The organism is Streptomyces sp. NPDC047072 (genome assembly GCF_040643855.1).
GTDB lineage: Bacteria > Actinomycetota > Actinomycetes > Streptomycetales > Streptomycetaceae > Streptomyces.
Genome location: NZ_JBEYVC010000041.1, coordinates 24,276 through 42,442, shown reverse-complemented (window position 1 = coordinate 42,442; position 18,167 = coordinate 24,276). Strand labels below are relative to the sequence as shown.

Annotated in this window: 15 protein-coding genes and 2 pseudogenes; 10 read left to right on the top strand and 7 right to left on the bottom strand. The window is 71.3% G+C overall.

Features of this window, described 5'->3' with window-relative positions; translation table 11 throughout:
* Positions 1-110 precede the first annotated feature (110 nt).
* Positions 111-833 carry a VOC family protein gene (locus ABZ896_RS19760; protein WP_360930229.1) on the bottom strand — a complete coding sequence of 241 codons (723 nt, stop codon included), beginning with the start codon at positions 831-833 and terminating at the stop codon, positions 111-113.
* 362 nt (positions 834-1,195) lie between these two features.
* Between ABZ896_RS19760 and ABZ896_RS19755 the strand changes: the two genes are divergently transcribed.
* Complete coding sequence (locus ABZ896_RS19755; protein ID WP_360930299.1) at positions 1,196-1,831, top strand: TetR family transcriptional regulator; 636 nt, start codon at positions 1,196-1,198, stop codon at positions 1,829-1,831.
* A gap of 8 nt (positions 1,832-1,839) precedes the next feature.
* On the opposite strand, the gene ABZ896_RS19750 is transcribed toward ABZ896_RS19755, so the two are convergent.
* Together ABZ896_RS19750 and ABZ896_RS19745 are read right to left on the bottom strand one after the other, a co-directional pair.
* Positions 1,840-2,382 carry a nitroreductase family deazaflavin-dependent oxidoreductase gene (locus tag ABZ896_RS19750; RefSeq protein ID WP_360930227.1) on the bottom strand — a complete coding sequence of 181 codons (543 nt, stop codon included), beginning with the start codon at positions 2,380-2,382 and terminating at the stop codon, positions 1,840-1,842.
* Complete coding sequence (locus ABZ896_RS19745) at positions 2,379-3,593, bottom strand: acyl-CoA dehydrogenase family protein (protein WP_360930224.1); 1,215 nt, start codon at positions 3,591-3,593, stop codon at positions 2,379-2,381. Before ABZ896_RS19745 ends, ABZ896_RS19750 begins: the two co-directional genes overlap by 4 nt.
* A gap of 76 nt (positions 3,594-3,669) precedes the next feature.
* Here ABZ896_RS19745 and ABZ896_RS19740 point away from each other — a divergent pair, with 76 nt between their 5' ends.
* Entirely contained in the window at positions 3,670-4,836 is a 1,167-nt protein-coding gene (locus ABZ896_RS19740; RefSeq protein WP_360930221.1) for an acetyl-CoA acetyltransferase, read from the top strand.
* Positions 4,837-4,838: 2 nt separating this feature from the next.
* Here the strand turns inward: ABZ896_RS19740 and ABZ896_RS19735 are convergent, their stop codons facing one another.
* Positions 4,839-6,182, bottom strand: a complete 1,344-nt coding sequence (locus ABZ896_RS19735; RefSeq protein WP_360930218.1) for a hypothetical protein — start codon at positions 6,180-6,182, stop codon at positions 4,839-4,841.
* 35 nt (positions 6,183-6,217) lie between these two features.
* Here ABZ896_RS19735 and ABZ896_RS19730 point away from each other — a divergent pair.
* The 3 genes and pseudogenes from ABZ896_RS19730 to ABZ896_RS19720 all read left to right on the top strand — a co-directional run.
* Positions 6,218-6,292: pseudogene (locus ABZ896_RS19730) on the top strand (pyridoxamine 5'-phosphate oxidase family protein); the annotation flags it as partial.
* Positions 6,293-6,493: 201 nt separating this feature from the next.
* Positions 6,494-6,844 (top strand): annotated as a pseudogene (locus ABZ896_RS19725) (pyridoxamine 5'-phosphate oxidase family protein); the annotation flags it as partial.
* 3 nt (positions 6,845-6,847) lie between these two features.
* The gene (locus ABZ896_RS19720) at positions 6,848-7,513 is read left to right on the top strand and encodes a pyridoxal 5'-phosphate synthase (protein ID WP_360930215.1); all 666 of its coding nucleotides are present in this window, start codon (positions 6,848-6,850) and stop codon (positions 7,511-7,513) included.
* A gap of 13 nt (positions 7,514-7,526) precedes the next feature.
* On the opposite strand, the gene ABZ896_RS19715 is transcribed toward ABZ896_RS19720, so the two are convergent.
* From ABZ896_RS19715 to ABZ896_RS19705, 3 genes are read right to left on the bottom strand one after another with little or no spacing between them, the layout of a single operon-like run.
* On the bottom strand, positions 7,527-8,111 hold the full coding sequence (locus ABZ896_RS19715) for a GNAT family N-acetyltransferase (RefSeq protein WP_360930212.1): 585 nt from the start codon (positions 8,109-8,111) through the stop codon (positions 7,527-7,529).
* A gap of 8 nt (positions 8,112-8,119) precedes the next feature.
* Complete coding sequence (locus ABZ896_RS19710; RefSeq protein ID WP_360930209.1) at positions 8,120-8,521, bottom strand: Zn-ribbon domain-containing OB-fold protein; 402 nt, start codon at positions 8,519-8,521, stop codon at positions 8,120-8,122.
* Positions 8,518-8,967 carry a DoxX family protein gene (locus tag ABZ896_RS19705; RefSeq protein WP_360930206.1) on the bottom strand — a complete coding sequence of 150 codons (450 nt, stop codon included), beginning with the start codon at positions 8,965-8,967 and terminating at the stop codon, positions 8,518-8,520. The genes ABZ896_RS19710 and ABZ896_RS19705 overlap by 4 nt, the downstream gene beginning before the upstream one ends.
* Before the next feature lie 224 nt (positions 8,968-9,191).
* Between ABZ896_RS19705 and ABZ896_RS19700 the strand changes: the two genes are divergently transcribed.
* The 5 genes from ABZ896_RS19700 (at position 9,192) to ABZ896_RS19680 (ending at position 18,163) form a co-directional block, all read left to right on the top strand.
* Positions 9,192-10,784: a subtype B tannase gene (locus ABZ896_RS19700; protein WP_360930296.1), complete on the top strand. Its 1,593-nt coding sequence runs from the start codon at positions 9,192-9,194 to the stop codon at positions 10,782-10,784.
* A 1,141-nt stretch (positions 10,785-11,925) separates the two neighbouring features.
* Positions 11,926-13,065: an NAD(P)/FAD-dependent oxidoreductase gene (locus ABZ896_RS19695; protein WP_360930293.1), complete on the top strand. Its 1,140-nt coding sequence runs from the start codon at positions 11,926-11,928 to the stop codon at positions 13,063-13,065.
* 165 nt (positions 13,066-13,230) lie between these two features.
* The gene (locus ABZ896_RS19690; RefSeq protein WP_360930203.1) at positions 13,231-14,727 is read left to right on the top strand and encodes an FAD-dependent oxidoreductase; all 1,497 of its coding nucleotides are present in this window, start codon (positions 13,231-13,233) and stop codon (positions 14,725-14,727) included.
* Between the two features lie 125 nt (positions 14,728-14,852).
* A complete protein-coding gene (locus ABZ896_RS19685; protein WP_360930200.1) occupies positions 14,853-17,078 on the top strand; it encodes an acetate--CoA ligase family protein in 2,226 nt (741 codons plus the stop codon).
* A complete protein-coding gene (locus ABZ896_RS19680; protein WP_360930197.1) occupies positions 17,075-18,163 on the top strand; it encodes an enoyl-CoA hydratase-related protein in 1,089 nt (362 codons plus the stop codon). Before ABZ896_RS19685 ends, ABZ896_RS19680 begins: the two co-directional genes overlap by 4 nt.
* The last annotated feature ends 4 nt before the right edge of the window (positions 18,164-18,167 follow it).

The window sequence follows — 18,167 nt, the reverse complement described above, 5'->3', positions numbered from 1 at the left end:
ACCGCACCGCCATGGCGGCACGCACCCTGATTCTTCCTGGCCGAAGCGCTGGTGGCGAACCCAGCCCCAAACCGGGATTTTCTGTTCATTCCAGGACAGAGAACGACCGGTCAGCGCTGGAGTACCGCGAAAGACGCCCCTTGATTGTCGGTGACGACAGCCACTTTTCCGTACGACGTCTCGAATGGCGGAGCCTGGATCCGGCCGCCCAGCCGGCTCACCGCCCCCAGCGCGGCCTCGCAGTCCTCGACGCCGAAATGGACCAGGAAGTGGGGCGGCATCTCGGCGGGGAAGACGTCGGAGACGGGGGCACGGCCGAAGTCGGGGCGGGCGTCGGGCCCGAAGAGGGCCTCGTGGAAGAGCCCGCCGTAGAAGGTGTTCGCGGCCTCGGTGTCCCGGGTGTACAGCTCGGCCCAGGCGAACGTGCCGGGCTCGTGGCGCCTGCCGAAACCGGGGTGGCGGCCGGGCTCCCAGAGCGCGAAGACGGCCCCTTCCGGGTCGGTGACCAGCGCGGACGTGCCGAGATCGGCGACCGGCATGGGCGCGGTGACGACCTGGCCGCCGGCCGCCCAGACCCGGTCGGCGAGGCCCTCGATGTCCGGGGTGGCGAAGTACACCGTCCATACGGTGGGCAGCCGGCCGTCCGCCTTGCGGGCGAGCCCGGCGACCGGCTCGCCGCCGAGCCGGGCCCACGAGGACCCGTCCTGGGCGTCCTCGAAGGTCCACCCGAAGAGCTCACCGTAGAACCGCCTGCCCGCGGCCACGTCCGGGAGCTGCGCGTCCACCCAGCAGGGAACGCCCTCTCCGTACACCGATGCCCTGTTTTCGGCCATGTCGCCAAAGTAACGGCGCCGCGCGCAACGCGCAGACCAGGCGCACCCGCCCCCAGGGCCTGTCGTCAGATTCCCGTCGTCCGCCCGGAGGGCGGGCCCCGCGGCGTCTGGTGCGTGCGATCGCAAGGCGCCGGAGCGCCCGCGATGGGGGTCCCCCCGCGCGAGGTCGTTCGAGCGTGGGGGAGGAGTCACGTGGGCGGTTCGGCAACGCGGCTGGGGGTCCCCCCTCTGGGGGAGTGCGTGCCAGGCGTCGCGGGGCAGGCGGGAATCTGACGACAGGCCCTCGCCCCGTGCACCCCATTTGCAGTCGGCCGAATCGCGCTCCGATCACCCCTCGGTAAGCTGACGGCATGACAGGACAAGTGCGTACCGTCGACGGCCGTGTGGCCGGTCGGCGTGGGCAGGCGACCCGGCAGAAGCTGCTCGACTGCCTCAGCGAGATGCTCAGCTCCTCCCCCTACCGGGACGTCAAAGTCATCGATGTCGCCCGGAAGGCGGGCACTTCACCCGCGACCTTCTACCAGTACTTCCCGGACGTCGAGGGCGCCGTCCTGGAGATCGCCGAGCAAATGGCCACCGAGGGCGGCCAGTTGACGGCACTGCTGGAAGGCCGCTCCTGGGTCGGCAAGGCCGGATGGCAGACCGCGCAGGAACTCGTGGACGGTTTCCTCGAGTTCTGGCGCAAGAACGACGCGATCCTCAGGGTCGTCGACCTCGGTGCCGCCGAGGGAGACAAACGGTTCTACAAGATCCGTATGAAGATCCTGAACTCCGTGAACAACTCCCTGGCGGACGCGGTGACCGAGCTCCAGAACAAGGGCAAGGTCGACAAGGACGTGAACCCGGCCGCGGTGGCGGGTTCGATCGTCGCGATGCTCGCGGCGGTGGCCTCGCACCAGAAGGGCTTCCAGACGTGGGGCGTCAAGCAGGCTGAACTCAAGCCGAATCTGGCGCTGTTGGTGCACCTGGGCGTGACGGGCAAGAAGCCGACGAAGTAACGGCCCTTTCAAGTCCTGTCTGGCGGGCGGTCGTTCACATCGGTGGACGGCCGCCCGTCGTGCGTTCCTTCTTTACGTATCTCTTTTCGTACGATCCTGAAGAGCCGTATCTCACGCTCCACCCGCGCCTGATAGGTGGCGTACGGCGGCCAGAACGTGAGCGCGGTCTTCCATACCGCCGCCCGCTCCTCCCCCGTCAGCAGGGTCGCGGTGACGTCGATGTCCCGTCCCTTCCAGCTGACCGAGGCCTCGGGGTGGGCGAGGAGGTTGGCGGTCCAGGCCGGATGGCCGTCGCGGCCGAAGTTGGAGCCGATGAGGATCCAGGTGCGGCCGGGTTCCTCGGGCATGCACGCGAGCGGGGTTCGGCGGGGCAGTCCGCTCTTCGCGCCGGTGGCCGTGAGGATCAGGCCCGGCAGCATCTGGGCACTGAGCAGGAACCTGCCCCGGCTGACCCGGTGCAGGGCCCGGTCCACGGCCGGGATGACATGGGGCGCGACCCTGGCGAAGCCGCGCGTGGAGGACACCTTCTGGACAATCCGTTCGCCGATCACACCGTGACCTCCGCGTTCTCGAAGAGCCGTGCCGTCTCGGCGGCGTGTGCCCGCAGCCGGTGCACCGGGCCGAAGAGCAGGTCGTCCCCGGCGGCGCGCTTGAAGTACAGATGGGCTTCGTGCTCCCAGGTGAAGCCGATGCCGCCGTGCAGTTGGATGCCTTCCGCGGCTGCGGTGCGGAGGGCTTCGAGGGCTTGGGCGAGGGCGAGGCCGCCGACCCGTTCGTCGTGTGCGGTGGCCCAGGCGGCGTAGTAGGCGGCTGAGCGGGCCGCTTGGAGTTGGACGTAGACGTCGGCCAGGCGGTGTTTGACCGCTTGGAAGGAGCCGATCGCGCGGCCGAACTGTTCCCGTTGCTTGACGTATTCGACGGTTCGCTCCAGGGCGTTGTCGGCTGCGCCTACTGCTTCGCAGGAGAGGACGGTGGCGAGGCCGTCGCCGGTGCGGGTGAGGGCGGTGAGGATGTCTTTGTCATCCGAGCCGAGCAACTCGGCGGGTACGTCCCGTAGTTGGAGCCTGGCCTGGGGGCGGGTGGCGTCCAGGGAGGTGAGGCGGGTGCGGGTGAGGCCGGACGCTTCTCCGTCGACCAGGAAGAGAAGGGTTCGTGAGCGGGCGAAGCCGCCCGTGTGTGCGGCGACGATCAGGACGTTGGCGCTGTGGCCGTCCAGGACCTGATCGATCTGGCCGTACAGGGACCATTTGGCTGCGGGTTCGTGGGGGCTGGTCGCGCAGTTCCCCGCGCCCCTAAGGGGTTTTGCCTGGACTCCGCCAGAACGGCCACCACCCGACCAGTCGCCCGCATTGGTGCAGGTCAGACCCAGAGCCACACCCGGCGGGACCGCGAGGGTGGCGGTCAGTTCGCCGGAGGCCATGCGGGGCAGCAGCCGCGCCCGCTGCTCCTCCGTTCCCAGCGCCAGCACCAGTGGAGCGGCCAGCGCCGCCGTGGCCACCAGGGGAGTCGGGGCCAGGGTGCGGCCCGTCTCCTCGCAGGCGAGGGCCAGTTCGGTCGTCGAGCAGCCGACGCCGCCGTACGTGGTAGGGATCGCCAGGCCCGGCAGGCCCAGGTCCCCCGCGAGGACGGTCCACAGGCCGGAGTCGTAGCCGTCCGCCGTGTCCACCGCCGCCCGTACCTCGGACGCCCCGCACCGCTCCCCCAGTACCTCCCGGAGGGTCCGGCGGATCTCGTCCTGCTCGGGTGTGAAGGTGACGTCCATGACCCTTCCCTCCTGATCTGACGGTCCGTCATATTAGGAGTCCGCGCACGAGTTGCCCAGAGGAAGGCCGCACCGGATGACTCCACGTCGCAAGGTCGCCGTCGTGGGCGTGGCCCTGTCCGAGTGTGGCCGGGTGGACGACGCGACGCCCTACGCGCTGCACGCCCAGGCGGCCCGCGGGGCGCTCGCCGACTCCGGCCTGGACCGCGCGCTCGTCGACGGCCTGGCCTCGGCCGGCACCGGCACGCTCGCCCCCGCCGAGGTCGCCGAGTACCTGGGCCTGCGCCCGAGTTGGGTCGACTCGACCTCCGTCGGCGGTTCCACCTGGGAGGTCATGGCGGCGCACGCGGCCGACGCGATCGCCGCGGGCCACGCCAACGCGGTGCTCCTCGTCTACGGCTCCACGGCCCGCGCCGACATCAGGGCGGGCCGGCGCACCGGCAACCTCTCCTTCGGCGCCCGCGGCCCGCTCCAGTTCGAGGTGCCGTACGGCCATACGCTGATCGCGAAGTACGCGATGGCAGCGCGGCGGCACATGCTCGAACACGGCACGACGATCGAGCAGTTGGCCTCCGTCGCCGTGCAGGCGCGGGCGAACGCGGCGCTGAACCCGGAGGCGATGTTCCGCGACCCGATCACCGTGGACGACGTCCTGTCCGGCCCGATGATCGCGGACCCCTTCACCAAGCTGCACTGCTGCATCCGCTCCGACGGCGGCGCGGCGGTGCTGCTGGCGGCCGAGGAGTACGTACAAGACAGCCGCTCGACCCCCGTCTGGATTCTCGGCACCGGCGAGCACGTCTCCCACGTCACGATGTCGGAGTGGCCGGACTTCACGGTCTCCCCGGCGGCGGTGAGCGGCCGCCTCGCCTTCGAGCGGGCCGGAGTTAGGCCCTCCGACATCGAACTCGCCCAGATCTACGACGCGTTCACCTATATGACCCTGGTGACCCTGGAGGATCTCGGCTTCTGCGCCAAGGGCGAGGGTGGTTCCTTCGTGGAGAAGGGGCGGTTGCTGGTGGAGGGCGGGGATCTGCCGGTCAACACCGACGGGGGCGGACTGTCGGCCCAACACCCGGGCATGCGCGGCCTGTTCCTGCTCGTGGAGGCCGTACGCCAGCTGCGGGGGGAGACGGGGGCACGGCAGGTGCGCCGCCGGGACGGCTCCCTACCGGAGCTGGCGGTGGCGTCGGGGACGGGAGGCTGGTTCTGCTCGTCGGGGACGGTGGTGCTGGGCCGTTAGGCCTACGGCACGACCCTGATCGTCGCCTCGTCGTTCTTCGGGTTGGGGTCGCGGCGGCCCTCGGTCCAGGGGGCGCGGTGCGGGGAGTCCAGGAGGGACAGGGTGCCCCGGCCCGGGTCGCCGAGTTCGGCCGTGAACTCGAAGGTGCGGGTCTGGCCGGGTTCCAGGCCGAGGACCTGGCAGGTGTAGGTGTAGCCGTTGTTCTCGCAGTAGGGCCGGTACAGGTCGTCGTCGTACTCCTCCATCGGCTGTTTCAGCACCTTCAGGCCGAGGGGCGGGTCGAAGATCAGCTCGGTCGTGGTGGGTGTGGCGGCGGGGCCGTCGTTGTGGACCTCGATGCGGAAGGTGCGGTGGGTGCCGGGGGCGCCGCGCAGCTCGACGGCGGAGACCCGGTAGTCCGCGTGGGTGTCGACGACGAGGTTCGTCACTCCGCCGCCCGGGACGAACTGCCCTTCGGCGTCCGCGGGTTGAGCGGTCAGGTCGGGGCCGTCGCCGAGGTCGCCGCCCTCGCTGTAGCTGTCGTGTTCGCCCGGTCCCATGTCGAGGGCCCAGACATCGCGGCCGTAGGAGGGGTAGATCACCGTCTTGGGGACGCGCAGTCGCAGGTCGGGGCGGACTGCGACGGTCTCCCCCGGTTCGATCGTCACGTCCGGCAGCTCGCACACGGCCAGATGGCCCTTCTGGAGCTCCGGATAACGGCAGTTGCCGTAGCGCTCCTCGAAGTCCGTCCCGTCGGCGATCATCGCGAACCCGAGGCCCTTGACGGGGACTTCGCCGGTGTTGCGCACGAGGAAGGGGGCGGTCAGCTCGGAGCCGGGCCGCAGCAGGCCCTTGCGGTACGCGGGCGTCACCGCCTCGACGACCGGCTCGCCCACCACGAACCGGGTCCGTGCGGTGAGTTTCCTGCCGTCGTGGGTGGTGTACGTGTAGCGGATGACGGCCGTGTCACCGGCCCTGGCGCCCTTGACCACGGAGGGCTCGGCGCGGGCGGTGTCCGCCCAGTTGCTGTAGTCGCGGCCGACCTCGCAGACCAGGTGCGCCGAATCGCCTTCGCAGGCACCGGACTTCTTCAGCCGGACCGTGTCCCGCCCGTCGGGCGCCACGTCCGCGGTCAGCCGACGGATGCCGGGTTTGCCCTTGTCCCCGGCCCGCACGGCGTACGGCGTCTTGTCCGGCGTGCCGGTCCGGTCGCCGTAGGGGCGCAGGTAGTAGAGCTCGGGGACGGTGAGGAAGGGTTTCGACGGCTCGTCCGAGGCGGGGTCCTGGATGTCGCAGGCGGTAAGGCCGGCCAGGAGCAGCGCACCCGCCAGCCCAACTGCCGTACCGCACAGGCGCTTCACTGCCATGCCTCCCCGAACCGGACCGAAGTACCCTGCACTGTATGGCCCTGACGCGCGAAGAACGGGAACAGTTCCTGGCCGAGCCGCACATCGCCGCGCTGGCGGTCGACGCGGGTGAGAGCCTGTGTCATGTCCCCGGCCGGATCAGCGTGCGGCGTCTGGTGCGTGCGATCGCAAGGCGCCGGAGCGCCCGCGATGGGGGTCCCCCCGCGCGAGGTCGTTCGAGCGTGGGGGAGGAGTCACGTGGGCGTTTCGGCAACGCGGCGAGCGTGCGTGCCAGGCGCCGCACGCCCGGCCGGGGATATGACACAGGCTCTGAGGGGCGGGCGCCGCTCACCGTGCCGATCTGGTACCAGTACGCGCCGGGCGGCGACCTGTGGATCCATACCGGCGCCGGCTCCCGCAAGCACGAACTGATCCGGGCCGCGGGCCGCTTCTCCCTGATGGTCGAGCGCGTCGAGCCCAGCATCCGGTACGTCTCCGTCGAGGGACCGGTGATCGACACCAGGCCGGCCACCGTCGCGGACCTGCGGGAGATCGCCGCCCGCTATCTGCCGCCCGAGAAGGTCGAGGGTTACGTCGAGTTCGCGCTCAAGAACCACGGCGAGGCGGTGATCATCGTGCTGCGGCCCGAGAGGTGGCTGACGTCCGACCTCGGTACCGTCTGAGGCATGCCGACGGATCTTCACGAACTGCTCAGGTCACTGCGGGTGTGGGCCCCCGAGGTCACCTCGCTGCCCGCCTTCGACCCCGCCGCCGCGCCCGCGTCCCCACTGGAGCTGTTCACCACCTGGTTCGCCGAGGCGGTGGCCGCCGGGCAGACCGAGCCGCACACCATGTCCCTCGCGACGGCGGACGCGCAGGGCCGGCCCGACGTACGGACCGTGATGCTGCACGGCGCCGACGCGGACGGCTGGTCCTTCGCAAGCCACGCCCACAGCCGCAAGGGCGGCCACCTCGCGGGCCGGCCGTACGCCGCGCTCGGCTTCTACTGGCCGGCGCTGGGCCGCCAGGTGCGGCTACGCGGCCCGGTGACCGCGGCACCCTCCGGCGAGGGACAGGCGGACCTCCACGCCCGCTCGACCGGCGCACTCGCCGCCGCACTCACCGGCCGCCAGAGCGAAGTACTGGGCTCCCTGGAGGAGTTGGCACGGGCGTCGGAGGCTGCCTGGGAACGGGCCCAGCGGGAGCCGGCCGCACCGGTACCGTCCTGGACGCTGTACCGACTGCGGCCGGACGAGGCGGAGTTCTTCCAGGGAGACGAGCGACGACGCCACGTACGACTGAACTACCGCCGCACGGAGGCGGGTTGGGATCAGGAGCTGCTCTGGCCCTGAGACCTCCCGCGGATTACTCCGGATCCGTGGCAAGGCGGGCGTGCAGGTGGGCGGCGCGGAAGGTGTCGTGGCGGGCCGCCTCGAACATCGCGCCGCGCAGGGTGCCCTCGTAGCGGAAGCCGCACTTCTCGGCGATGGCGCAGGAGGCCTCGTGGCCGAGGGCGTGGCCCAGTTCGAGGCGGTGCAGGGCGAGTTCGGTGTGGGCCCAGTGGGACGCGAGGCGCAGGGCGCGGGTGGCGACGCCCCGGCCGCGGGCCTCGGGGAGGACCCAGTAGCCGACGCGGGCGCGACGGAAGACGTGGTCGATGCCGTCGACGCCGATGTGCCCCAGCGTCGTACCGTCCGACTCGTCGGTGATCCGGTACGACGCACCCGTGCCCTTCGCCGCCTCCTCGGCCTTGCGCAGCAAGGAGGCACGGGCGCCGTCGAGGTCCTCGATCGGGGTGAGCGGGGTGTTCCAGCGGACGAACTCGGGGTCCAAGAGCCCGCGCAGATAGTCCGCCGCCTCGGTGTCGGAGTCCGCGTCCCAGGCGCACAGGCGCAGGCCTTCGCCGTGCAGCGGGGTGAGGGAGCGTGCCACGTGCCGATCGTCGGTCATCCGCCCATTCAATCCGCCGAGGGCGCCCCGCGCGGCCTGAATTTCGGCACCCCCTCCGGGAACACCGCCTCCAGCGCCATCCCGGCCCGCAGCTCGCCCTGCGCGCACTCCACGATCTCCGTCATCATCCGCGGCCCCTCGGCGAGGTCGACCACGGCGGCGACGTACGGGGTGCGGGTGTCGAAGGGCGGCAGGTCGTTGCGGTGGACGACGGACCAGGTGTAGAGCGTGGCTCGGCCGGACGCGGGCTCCCAGGTGACGTCCTCGCTCCAGCAGCGCGGGCAGAACTCGCGCGGGTAGTGGTGGTGGCGCCCGCAGGACCCGCACCGGCGCAGCAGCAGCCGGCCCTCGGCGGCCGCGTCCCAGAACGTGCGGGTGAAGGCGTCCGCCTCCGGGAGGTCGGCCCTCATGAGAACCAGCCCAGCGCGTCGTCCAGCGACCAGGTCTGCCAGGACATCCCGAACAGCGCGACCAGCGAGATCAGCGCCATCATGGAGTTCTGCCCCTGCTCGGCCCAGTCGTGGATCATGAGCGTGAAGTAGAGGACGTTCAGCAGCAGCCCGCCGGCCAGCGCGACCGGGGTCAGCAGGCCCAGGATCAGGCCGAGGCCGAGTGCCAGCTCCGCGTACGCGACGACGTACGCCATGGTCCTCGGGCGCGGCGCGACGACCACGCCGAAGCCGCTGCGGACCGGGGTCCAGCGGTGCTTGGCGGCGATGTCCGCGGCCCAGGTGATGCCGCCGCCCTCGAACCAGGTGCTCTTGTCCTTGTGCCGCCAGCTCTCCAGCCACCACAGACCGAGACCTATGCGCAGGACGGCTAGCCACTCGGCGGCGGTGAGCCAGATCGTGTCCATGAAATCTGACGGTACGTCAGATAGGGCGCCCCGGAAAGACCCCGCTCACGGTAAGAGCGGATGAGAGTCCCCTGTGCCGCCCCTGTGAAGCTGTGGGTCCCCCGTGAATGCCCCAGGATTGTTGGCAATCCTGTCCACACCCCGGCTACCTTCACAGACGCAAGCAGAAACCCCCGAGGGAGCGAACCGTGAAGCACAGGGCAGTCAAGCGCAGGACCGTCGTCATGGGGATCGGCGCGACGGCGGGGGTCGCGGCGATCGGAGGCATCGCCCTGAACGCCAACGCGTCGACGGACACCTCCACGAAGAGCACCGGCCTCGTCTTCGACCCGGACGCCTACACCAAGCTGACCACGACGGTCACGGACACCGCCGGTGACGAGCACAGCGTCACGTACCACTTCTGGAAGGCGATCACCTACTGCGCCAAGCCGGTGGACGCGACCTACCAGTCGCTGATCGTCAGCGCCCCGGTCGAGATCGACGGCAAGGCGGTCGACGCGAGCAACGCCCCGATCCTGCTCGCCAACTCCATCGGCGGCTACATGCCGTCCTCCGTGGCGGACGCGACCGGCGTGGGTGCGGGCGGTATGAGTGGGGGCGGGGGTGCGCCGAGCGGCAGCGCGTCGGCCTCCGCCTCGGCGAGCGCCTCCGCCTCGGCGCCCGGTGCGAACGGGAACACCAACGCGACCGGTGGGGCCACCGCGAGCAACCAGCTGCTCGCCCTCGCCGCCGGTTACGTCGTGATCGAGCCCGGTGCCCGCGGTCGTACCCTCAAGAACTCCTCGGGCGAGTACTACGGCACCGCCCCGGCCGCCATCGTCGACCTCAAGGCGGCGGTGCGGTACATCCGGTCCAACAAGGGCCGTATCCCCGGCAACGTCGAGCGGATCGTCTCCGCCGGCACCAGCGCGGGTGGCGCGCTGTCCTCGCTGCTCGGCGCCTCCGGCGACAGCCCGATCTACGACAAGTACCTCAAGGAGATCGGGGCGGCCGACGCCTCCGACGCGATCTTCGCGACCGGCGCCTGGTGCCCGATCACCGACCTGGAGCACGCCGACGGCGCGTACGAGTGGAACTGGGGCTCCAACGTCACCCAGTCCACCGGCAAGGTCGTCGACCAGACGGTCTCCAAGGAGCTGCGGGCGCAGTTCGCCGAGTACCAGGCGGGGCTGCGGCTGCGCGGGCTGAAGGGCTCCGGTTTCGGTGCGCTGACCGCCCGCAACTACGACGAGTACCTGGTCAAGCAGTACCTGGAGCCCTCGGCGACCCGGTATCTGGCGGACCTGTCGGACTCCGCGCGCGAGACCTATCTGGCCGCGAACACCTTCATCAGCTGGTCGGGCGGCAGGGCGAGTTTCTCCTGGGCCGACTACCTCACGCATGTCGGCGCCCGGAAGAAGACGACGCCCGCTTTCGACGCGTTCGACCTGTCGGCGGGCGAGAACAACGAGTTCGGAGCCGGTACGACGGAGACCCGTCACTTCACGGCCTACGGGGCCAAGAATGACTCCACCGGCCTCAGCAGCAAGCGGGTCGCCGCCGACATCCCCGAGAAGCTGCGCCTGATGAACCCGATGTACCACCTGGAGCGGAAGAACCCCGGGCGTTCCAAGCACTGGTGGATCCGGCTCGGCACCAACGACACCGACACGTCGCACGTCGTCTCCGCGAACCTGGCGGCGGCCGCGGCGGGCCTGGGCGACGAGGTGAACCACCTCTACTACTGGGACCAGGGGCACGGCGCCAACACCGACCCCGGGGACTTCATCACCTGGATCGCCAAGGTGACGGGGCACAAGGGCGCCGCGAAGTGACACGCTGAGCCCCCCATGAGCGCGGTGCCCCGGTTTCCCGTCAGTCTCCGGCCACCGCACACCACAGCGCCGGGTTCCGTCCACGTAGGGGCTCGGCGCTGTGGCTTTCCCGTACCGACACAACCAGGTGACCTACGTCACGAACCCCACCCACTCCTCCTACAGGCGTGATCGATCCGCAACCAATTCCGGGCTTGACCGAGACCCATCAACGCCGTGTCTGATTACGCTCGCGCACATGGCCGACTCCGCACCCCCAGACCGCGCCGAGCACCAGCCGGACCGCCCCGAACAAACGGTCCGGCCCGAACGGACGGCTGGTGATGCACAGCCTGAGCAGACCGATGGGCCGGAGCGGGCCGAGCAGACCGACGGCTCCGGACGAACCGCGCAGCCGGACCAGCCCCAACAGGCCGATGAGTCCGGGCGAACCTCGCAGTCCAGCCAGCCCATGCAAGCCGATGAGCCCGAGCAACCCGACCGAACCGCACAGCCCGGGCCCACTCAGGCCGAGCAGGGCGAGCAGGACGACGAGCCCAAGCAGACCGCGCAGCCCGCCGGCCCCGAGCCGGCAGCGCACCCCGGGCAGCCGGACCGGCCCGAACCACCCACACAGCCCGACCGCCCCACCCAGGCCAAGCAGCTCGACGGACCCGAAGAACTCGACGAACCCAGGCAGACCGACGGGCCCACGCAGCCCGACCGGTCCGCGCAGGACGAGCAGGACGAGCACGCCGAGCAGGACGAGCACGCCGAGCACGCCGACGGTCCAAAGCAGACCAAGCAGCCCGCCGGACCCGAGCCGGCAGCGCAGCCTGATCAGCCTGCACAGCCCAAGCCGACCACCCAGCCCGCCGGCCCCAAGCGGCCCAAGGAACCGGGCGGCTCCGGTGGGTCCGAACCGGCAGCGCAGCCCCAGCAGCCAGACCAGCCCGAACCACCCACACAGCCCGGCCAGCCTGCACAGCCCAAGCCGACCACCCAGCCCGCCCGCCCCAAGCGGCCCAAGGAACCGGGCGGCTCCGGTGGGTCCGAACCGGCAGCGCAGCCCGAGCAGCCGGAGCCGACCGAGCAACCCGCCCAGTCCAAGCGCCCCACCCCCTCCGCCCAGCCCACACCCCCCGACCGCCCCGTCTACGTCATCGGCGCCGGACCGGCCGGGCTCTCCGTCGCGTACGCGCTACGCGCCCGCGGTATCCGTGCGGTCGTGCTGGAGAAGGCCGATCGGGTCGGGGCGTCCTGGCGGCGGCACTACGACCGGCTTCACCTGCACACCACCCGCCGTCTCTCCGCGCTGCCCGGCCTGCCGATGCCGCGCCGGTTCGGCCGCTGGGTGGCGCGCGACGACGTGGTCCGGTATCTGGAGAAGTACGCGGAGTTCCACGAGCTGGAGACCGTCACCGGCGTCGAGGTCTCCCGCGTCGAGCGCACCCCCGAGGGCACCGGCTGGCTGCTGCACGCCACCGGCGGCCGCGAGCTGACCGGCGCCGCGGTGGTCGTCGCCACCGGCTACAACCACACCCCGCTGCTGCCGGACTGGCCGGGCCGCGAGGCGTTCAAGGGCGAGCTCAGGCACGCCGGCGAGTACCGCAACCCCGAGCCCTACGCCGGCCGTGACGTCCTCGTCGTCGGCGTCGGCAACACCGGCGCCGAGATCGCCGTAGACCTGGTGGAGGGCGGTGCCGCGCGGGTACGGCTGTCCGTGCGCACCGCCCCGCACATCGTCCGCCGCTCCACGGCGGGGTGGGCGGCGCAGTACACAGGCGTTCTCGTACGACGGCTGCCGGTCGGCCTCGTGGACCGGCTGGCCCGGCCGATGGCGAAGCTCAGCGTGCCCGACCTCTCCGCGCATGGCCTGCCCCGCCCCGACACCGGCCTCTACAGCCGGGTCAAGCAGGGCGCGATCCCGGTCCAGGACGTCGGCCTCATCGACGCGATCCGCAAGGGCAAGGTGGAAGTGGTCGCCGCGGTCGAGGGGTTCGAGGAGAACGAGGTCCGCCTCGCCGACGGCACCCGCATCACCCCGGACGCGGTGATCGCGGCGACGGGCTACGTCCGGTCACTGGGTGACCTCGTCGGCCACCTCGACGTCCTCGACACCCACGGCGGCCCCCTCACCAACGGCGCCCGCGCCCGGAAGAACGCGAACGGCCTCTACTTCACTGGCTTCGTCACCCCCATCAGCGGCACCTTCCGCGAGGTCGCGATCGACGCGGAGAAGATCGCGAAGGCCATCGAGAAGAACGGCGCGGACGGGCTGTCCCGGCTGCCGCTGACGTAGAAACCCCGGCCCCCGGCCGTAGCGGCCCCCAACTCCCTTCTTACGAACTCCCGTTACGTCTGTTTCAGATGTGGCGGGAGCATTGAAGCGTGCCCTCGTACGGGGCCAGAATGTGAACACTTCTCATGTTCTAGCTCCACACTCTCTCCACTACGGAGGACGCACGTGGCACGCGAAAGACACCTCCCCCCGCTCTCCCGACGCTCCCTGCTCGGCGGTGCCGCCGCCGCGGCCGGTGCCGTCACCCTCACCGGCACCGCGGCCGGCCCGGCCTCGGCGGCCACCCGTGACGTGGACGTGGCGATCGTCGGCGCCGGCCTCGCCGGTCTGACCGCGGCCCGTGACCTGGTCGCGGGCGGCAGGACGGTCGCCGTCCTGGAGGCGCGCGGCCGGGTCGGCGGCCGGGTCCTGAACCTGTCCCTGGCCAACGGCGGGGTCACCGAGGGCGGCGGCGAGTTCATCGGCCCCACCCAGGACCGCATCAAGGCGCTCGCCGACTCGCTGGGCGTCGGCACCTTCGCCACCTACAACACCGGCAACAACCTGCTCTACAAGGACGGCAAGAAGACCGCCTACGCCACCGACGGCATCCTCGGCTCGGTCCCGCCGATCGACGCGGCCGGTCTCGCCAACGCGGCGATCGTGCAGGCCTCGTTGGACGACATGGCCAAGACGATCCCGCTCGACGCGCCCTGGACCGCCGCCAAGGCGGAGGAGTGGGACCGGCAGACCTTCGAGACCTGGCTGCGCGCCAACGCGGTGATCCCGTCGGCCAAGTTCCTTCTGGACGTGGCCTGTACGTCGATCTTCTCGGCCGAGCCCCGCGAACTCTCCCTGCTTTTCGTGCTGTTCTACATCGCGGCCGCCGGCAACGAGTCCAACGTCGGCACCCTGGAGCGGCTGACCGAGACCGCGAACGGCGCCCAGGAGCTGCGCTTCGTCGGCGGCTCCCAGCTGGTGCCGATCAAGCTCGCCGCGACCCTCGGCGACAAGGTGATCCTCAACGCCCCGGTGCGCTCGATCACCCAGTCCGGCAGCAAGTACGTGGTGACGGCGGACGGTTCGACGATCACGGCGAAGAAGGTCGTGGTCGCCGTACCCCCGCCACTGGCCGCCCGCATCACCTACGACCCGCTGCTGCCCGCCGCCCGCGACCAGCTCACCCAGCGCCTCCCGATGGCCTCCGTCGGCAAGGCGATCGCCATCTACGACACCCCGTTCTGGCGGGCCGACGGCCTCAACGGCCAGGTGGTCAGCGACACCGGCGTGGTCAGCTCGACCTTCGACAACTCCCCGCCGGACGCCTCCTACGGCGCCCTGATGGGCTTCATCGAGGCCGACGAGGCCCGCAAGTACGACGGTGCGAGTGAGGCGGAGGTCAAGGCCGCGGTCCTCAAGGACTACGTGACCTACTTCGGCTCGAAAGCGGCCTCCCCCACCTCCTTCGTCCTGCAACGCTGGAACAACGAGGCCTACACCCGCGGCGGCCCGGTCTCCATCGCCGCGCCCGGTGTCCTGACCCAGTACGGAGCGGCCCTGCGCACCCCGGTCGGCGGTATCCACTGGGCGGGCACGGAGACCTCCCTCCACTGGAACGGCTTCATGGACGGAGCCGTCCGTTCCGGCGAGCGGGTGGCGAAGGAGGTCCTCGCACTGCTGTGAGGGGCGTGTGGGTCAACGGCTGAGTCACGCCAACTTTGCGTGCACGCCCGTTCCTGACAACCCGTCAGTTCTGTAATCTGACACTGCGTCAGTTACTTGGCTGTCACACAGGAGCGGGCGGACCGATGCTTGGATCAACCCACGGCACCCTCACCACCGACTCCCGCCGGACCCGGGTCATCGCCTGTGGCGAGCAACCCGGGCCCGCCGTCCACGGCAGGCCCGCCGAGGCCTGTGACCTCGACGTCGGCGGCCGGCCGTTGTATGCGGACGTCCCCGATCTGGACCGGTTCTTCCGGCCGGAATCCGTCACCGTGATCGGCGCCTCGGACGCCGAGGGACGCCCCAACACCGGTGTCACCCGGCAGTTGGTCGACTGGGCAGGGCGGGTCGGCGCCCGGCTGCACCCGGTGCATCCGACCCGTCCGTCGGTCTTCGGCATCCCCTGCACGCCCTCGGTCGCCGACCTGCCCGAACAGGTCGACCTCGCCGTCCTGCTGGTCGCGGACCCGCTCCCGGTGATCGAGCAACTCGCCGAGGCCAAGGTGAAGTTCGCGGTCGTCTTCGCCTCCGGCTTCGCGGAGACCGGCGCGGAGGGGGCGGCGGCGCAGGCACGGCTCGCGGCCGCCGTCGCGGAGTCCGGGATACGGCTGCTCGGCCCCAACACCAACCTCAACGCCTTCTCCTCCTTCCGCGAGGACCTCGAAGGCCCCGGCATCGCCCTGATCACCCAGTCCGGTCACCAGGGCCGCCCGGTCTACGCCCTCCAGGAACTCGGCGTCCGCCTCACCCACTGGGCCCCCACCGGCAACGAGGCCGACCTGGAGACCGCCGACTTCCTCTCCTACTTCGCCGAGCGCCCCGAGGTCGGCGCGATCGCCTGCTACGTCGAGGGGCTGAAGGACGGCCGTTCCTTCCTGCTCGCCGCCGACCGGGCCGCCCGGCGCGGGGTGCCGGTGGTCGCGGTCAAGGTGGGCCGCACCGAGACCGGCGCCCGTACGGCCGCCTCCCACACCGGCAAGCTGACCGGCGCGGACACGGTGGTGGACGCGGCGATGCGGCAGTACGGCGTGATCCGCGTCGACGGCCTCGACGAACTCCAGGACACCGCAACGCTGTTGGCCCGCGCGAAGCCACCGCGCGCCGAGGGCGTGGTCGTCTACTCGATCTCCGGCGGCACCGGCGCGCACTTCGCGGACCTCGCGACGGAGGCGGGCCTGAAGCTGCCCGCCCTGTCGGAAGCCAAGCAGGCCGAACTGCACCAGTGGATACCGGAGTTCCTCAGCGTCGCCAACCCCGTCGACAACGGCGGGCACCCGGTGGGCGACTGGCGCGGCCGGAAGATCATCGACGCAATCCTCGCCGATCCGTCGGTGGGCGTGCTGATCTGCCCGGTGACCGGGCCGTTCCCGCCGCTGAGCGACCGTCTGGTCCAGGATCTGGTGGACGCGGCCGAGGAGACCGACAAGCTGGTGTGCGTGGTGTGGGGTTCACCGGTCGGCACCGAACCGGCGTACCGCGAGGTCCTGTTGGGCTCCTCCAGGGTCGCCACCTTCCGGACGGTCGCCAACTGCATCACCGCGGTGCGCGCCTATCTCGACCACCACCGCTTCGTCACCGGCTACCGCTCCCCCTTCGACGAGGCCCCGCGCACCCCCTCCCCCTCGTACCGCAAGGCGAAGGCGCTGATGCGGCCGGGCCAGCAGCTGAGCGAGCACGCGGCGAAGCAACTGCTGCGGGCGTACGGGATCCGGGTGCCGCGCGAGCAGCTGGTGACCAGCGCGGCGGCGGCCGTACGGGCGGCCGGGCTGGTGGGCTACCCGGTGGTGATGAAGGCGTCCGGGGCGAGGATCGCCCACAAGACGGAACTGGGCCTGGTGAAGGTCGGGTTGACCTCGGCGAGCCAGGTCCGCGACGCCTACCGTGAGTTGACCGACATCGCGCGTTACGAGGACGTGCCGCTGGACGGGGTCCTGGTCTGCCAGATGGTCGAGCGGGGTGTCGAGATGGTCGTGGGCGCCGCGCACGACGAGCTGTTCGGGCCCACGGTGACGGTCGGGCTCGGCGGGGTGCTGGTCGAGGTGCTGCGCGACACGGCCGTACGCGTGCCGCCGTTCGGTGAGGAACAGGCCCGGGACATGCTCGGGGACCTGCGCGGACGGGCCCTGCTCGACGGGGTCCGGGGGCGGCCGCCCGCCGACCTGGACGCGCTCGTCGAGGTCGTCCTGCGCGTGCAGCGCATGGCCATGGAACTCGGGGGCGACCTCGCGGAGCTGGACATCAACCCGCTGATGGTGCTGCCCCGGGGACAGGGCGCGGTGGCGTTGGACGCGCTGGCGGTGTGCCGGTGAGCGAGCTGCTGCACGTCGTGGAGGGCCGGGTCGCGTACCTGACCCTGAACCGCCCCGAAGCCCTCAACGCCCTCACCCCCGCCCAACGGGACCGGATCATCGAGCTGTTGGGCCAGGCGTCGGCGGATCCGGACGTACGGGCCGTGGTGCTGACGGGAACGGGGCGGGGGTTCTGTGCGGGGGCGGATCTGCGCGGGGGCTCGGCGGGCGGGGATTCGGCGGGCGGAGGCTCGGCGGGCGGGGGGAAGCAGGCGGCGGAAGCGAGCAGCGAGCGCGGGGCAGGAGCGAGCGGCGGCGAGCGCGGGGCCGAAGCGGGCAGCAGCGAGCACGGGGGCGAAGCGGACAGCCGCGAGCACGGGACCGAAGCGGACAGCCGCGAGCACGGGACCGAAGCGGGCAGCCGCGAACGCGGGACCGAAGCGGGCAGCCGCGAACGCGGGACCGAAGCGGGCAGCCGCGAACGCCGGACCGATACGGCGGGCGGTGCGCAGGCGGCCGAGGCACCCGGCGGCGGTGAGCGCATACCCGGTGACGTCGCCCGCATGATCCGTGACGGGGCCCAGCGTCTGATCGCCGCCGTCCTGGACTGCGAGAAGCCCGTGATCGCGGCGGTCAACGGGACCGCGGCCGGTCTCGGCGCGCACCTCGCGCTCGCCTGCGATCTGGTCCTCGCCGCCGAATCGGCCCGTTTCATCGAGGTGTTCGTGCGCCGGGCGCTGGTCCCGGACGGCGGTGGCGCCTACCTCCTCCCCCGGCTGATCGGCCCGCAGCGCGCGAAGGAGCTGATGTTCTTCGGCGACGCGCTCTCCGCCGCCGACGCCGAACGCCTCGGCCTGGTCAACCGGGTCGTCCCGGACGGGGAGTTGGAGAAGACGGCCCGCGAGTGGGCGACCCGCCTCGCGGCCGGCCCGACCCGCACCCTCGCCCTCACCAAGCACCTCGTCAACGCCTCCCTCGACTCCGACCGCGCCACCGCCTTCGCCGCGGAGGCCACCGCCCAGGAGATCAACATGACGACGGCGGACGCCCAGGAGGGCCTCGCGAGCTTCGTGGAGCGCAGAACCCCGGAATACAGGGGCCGTTGAGGCT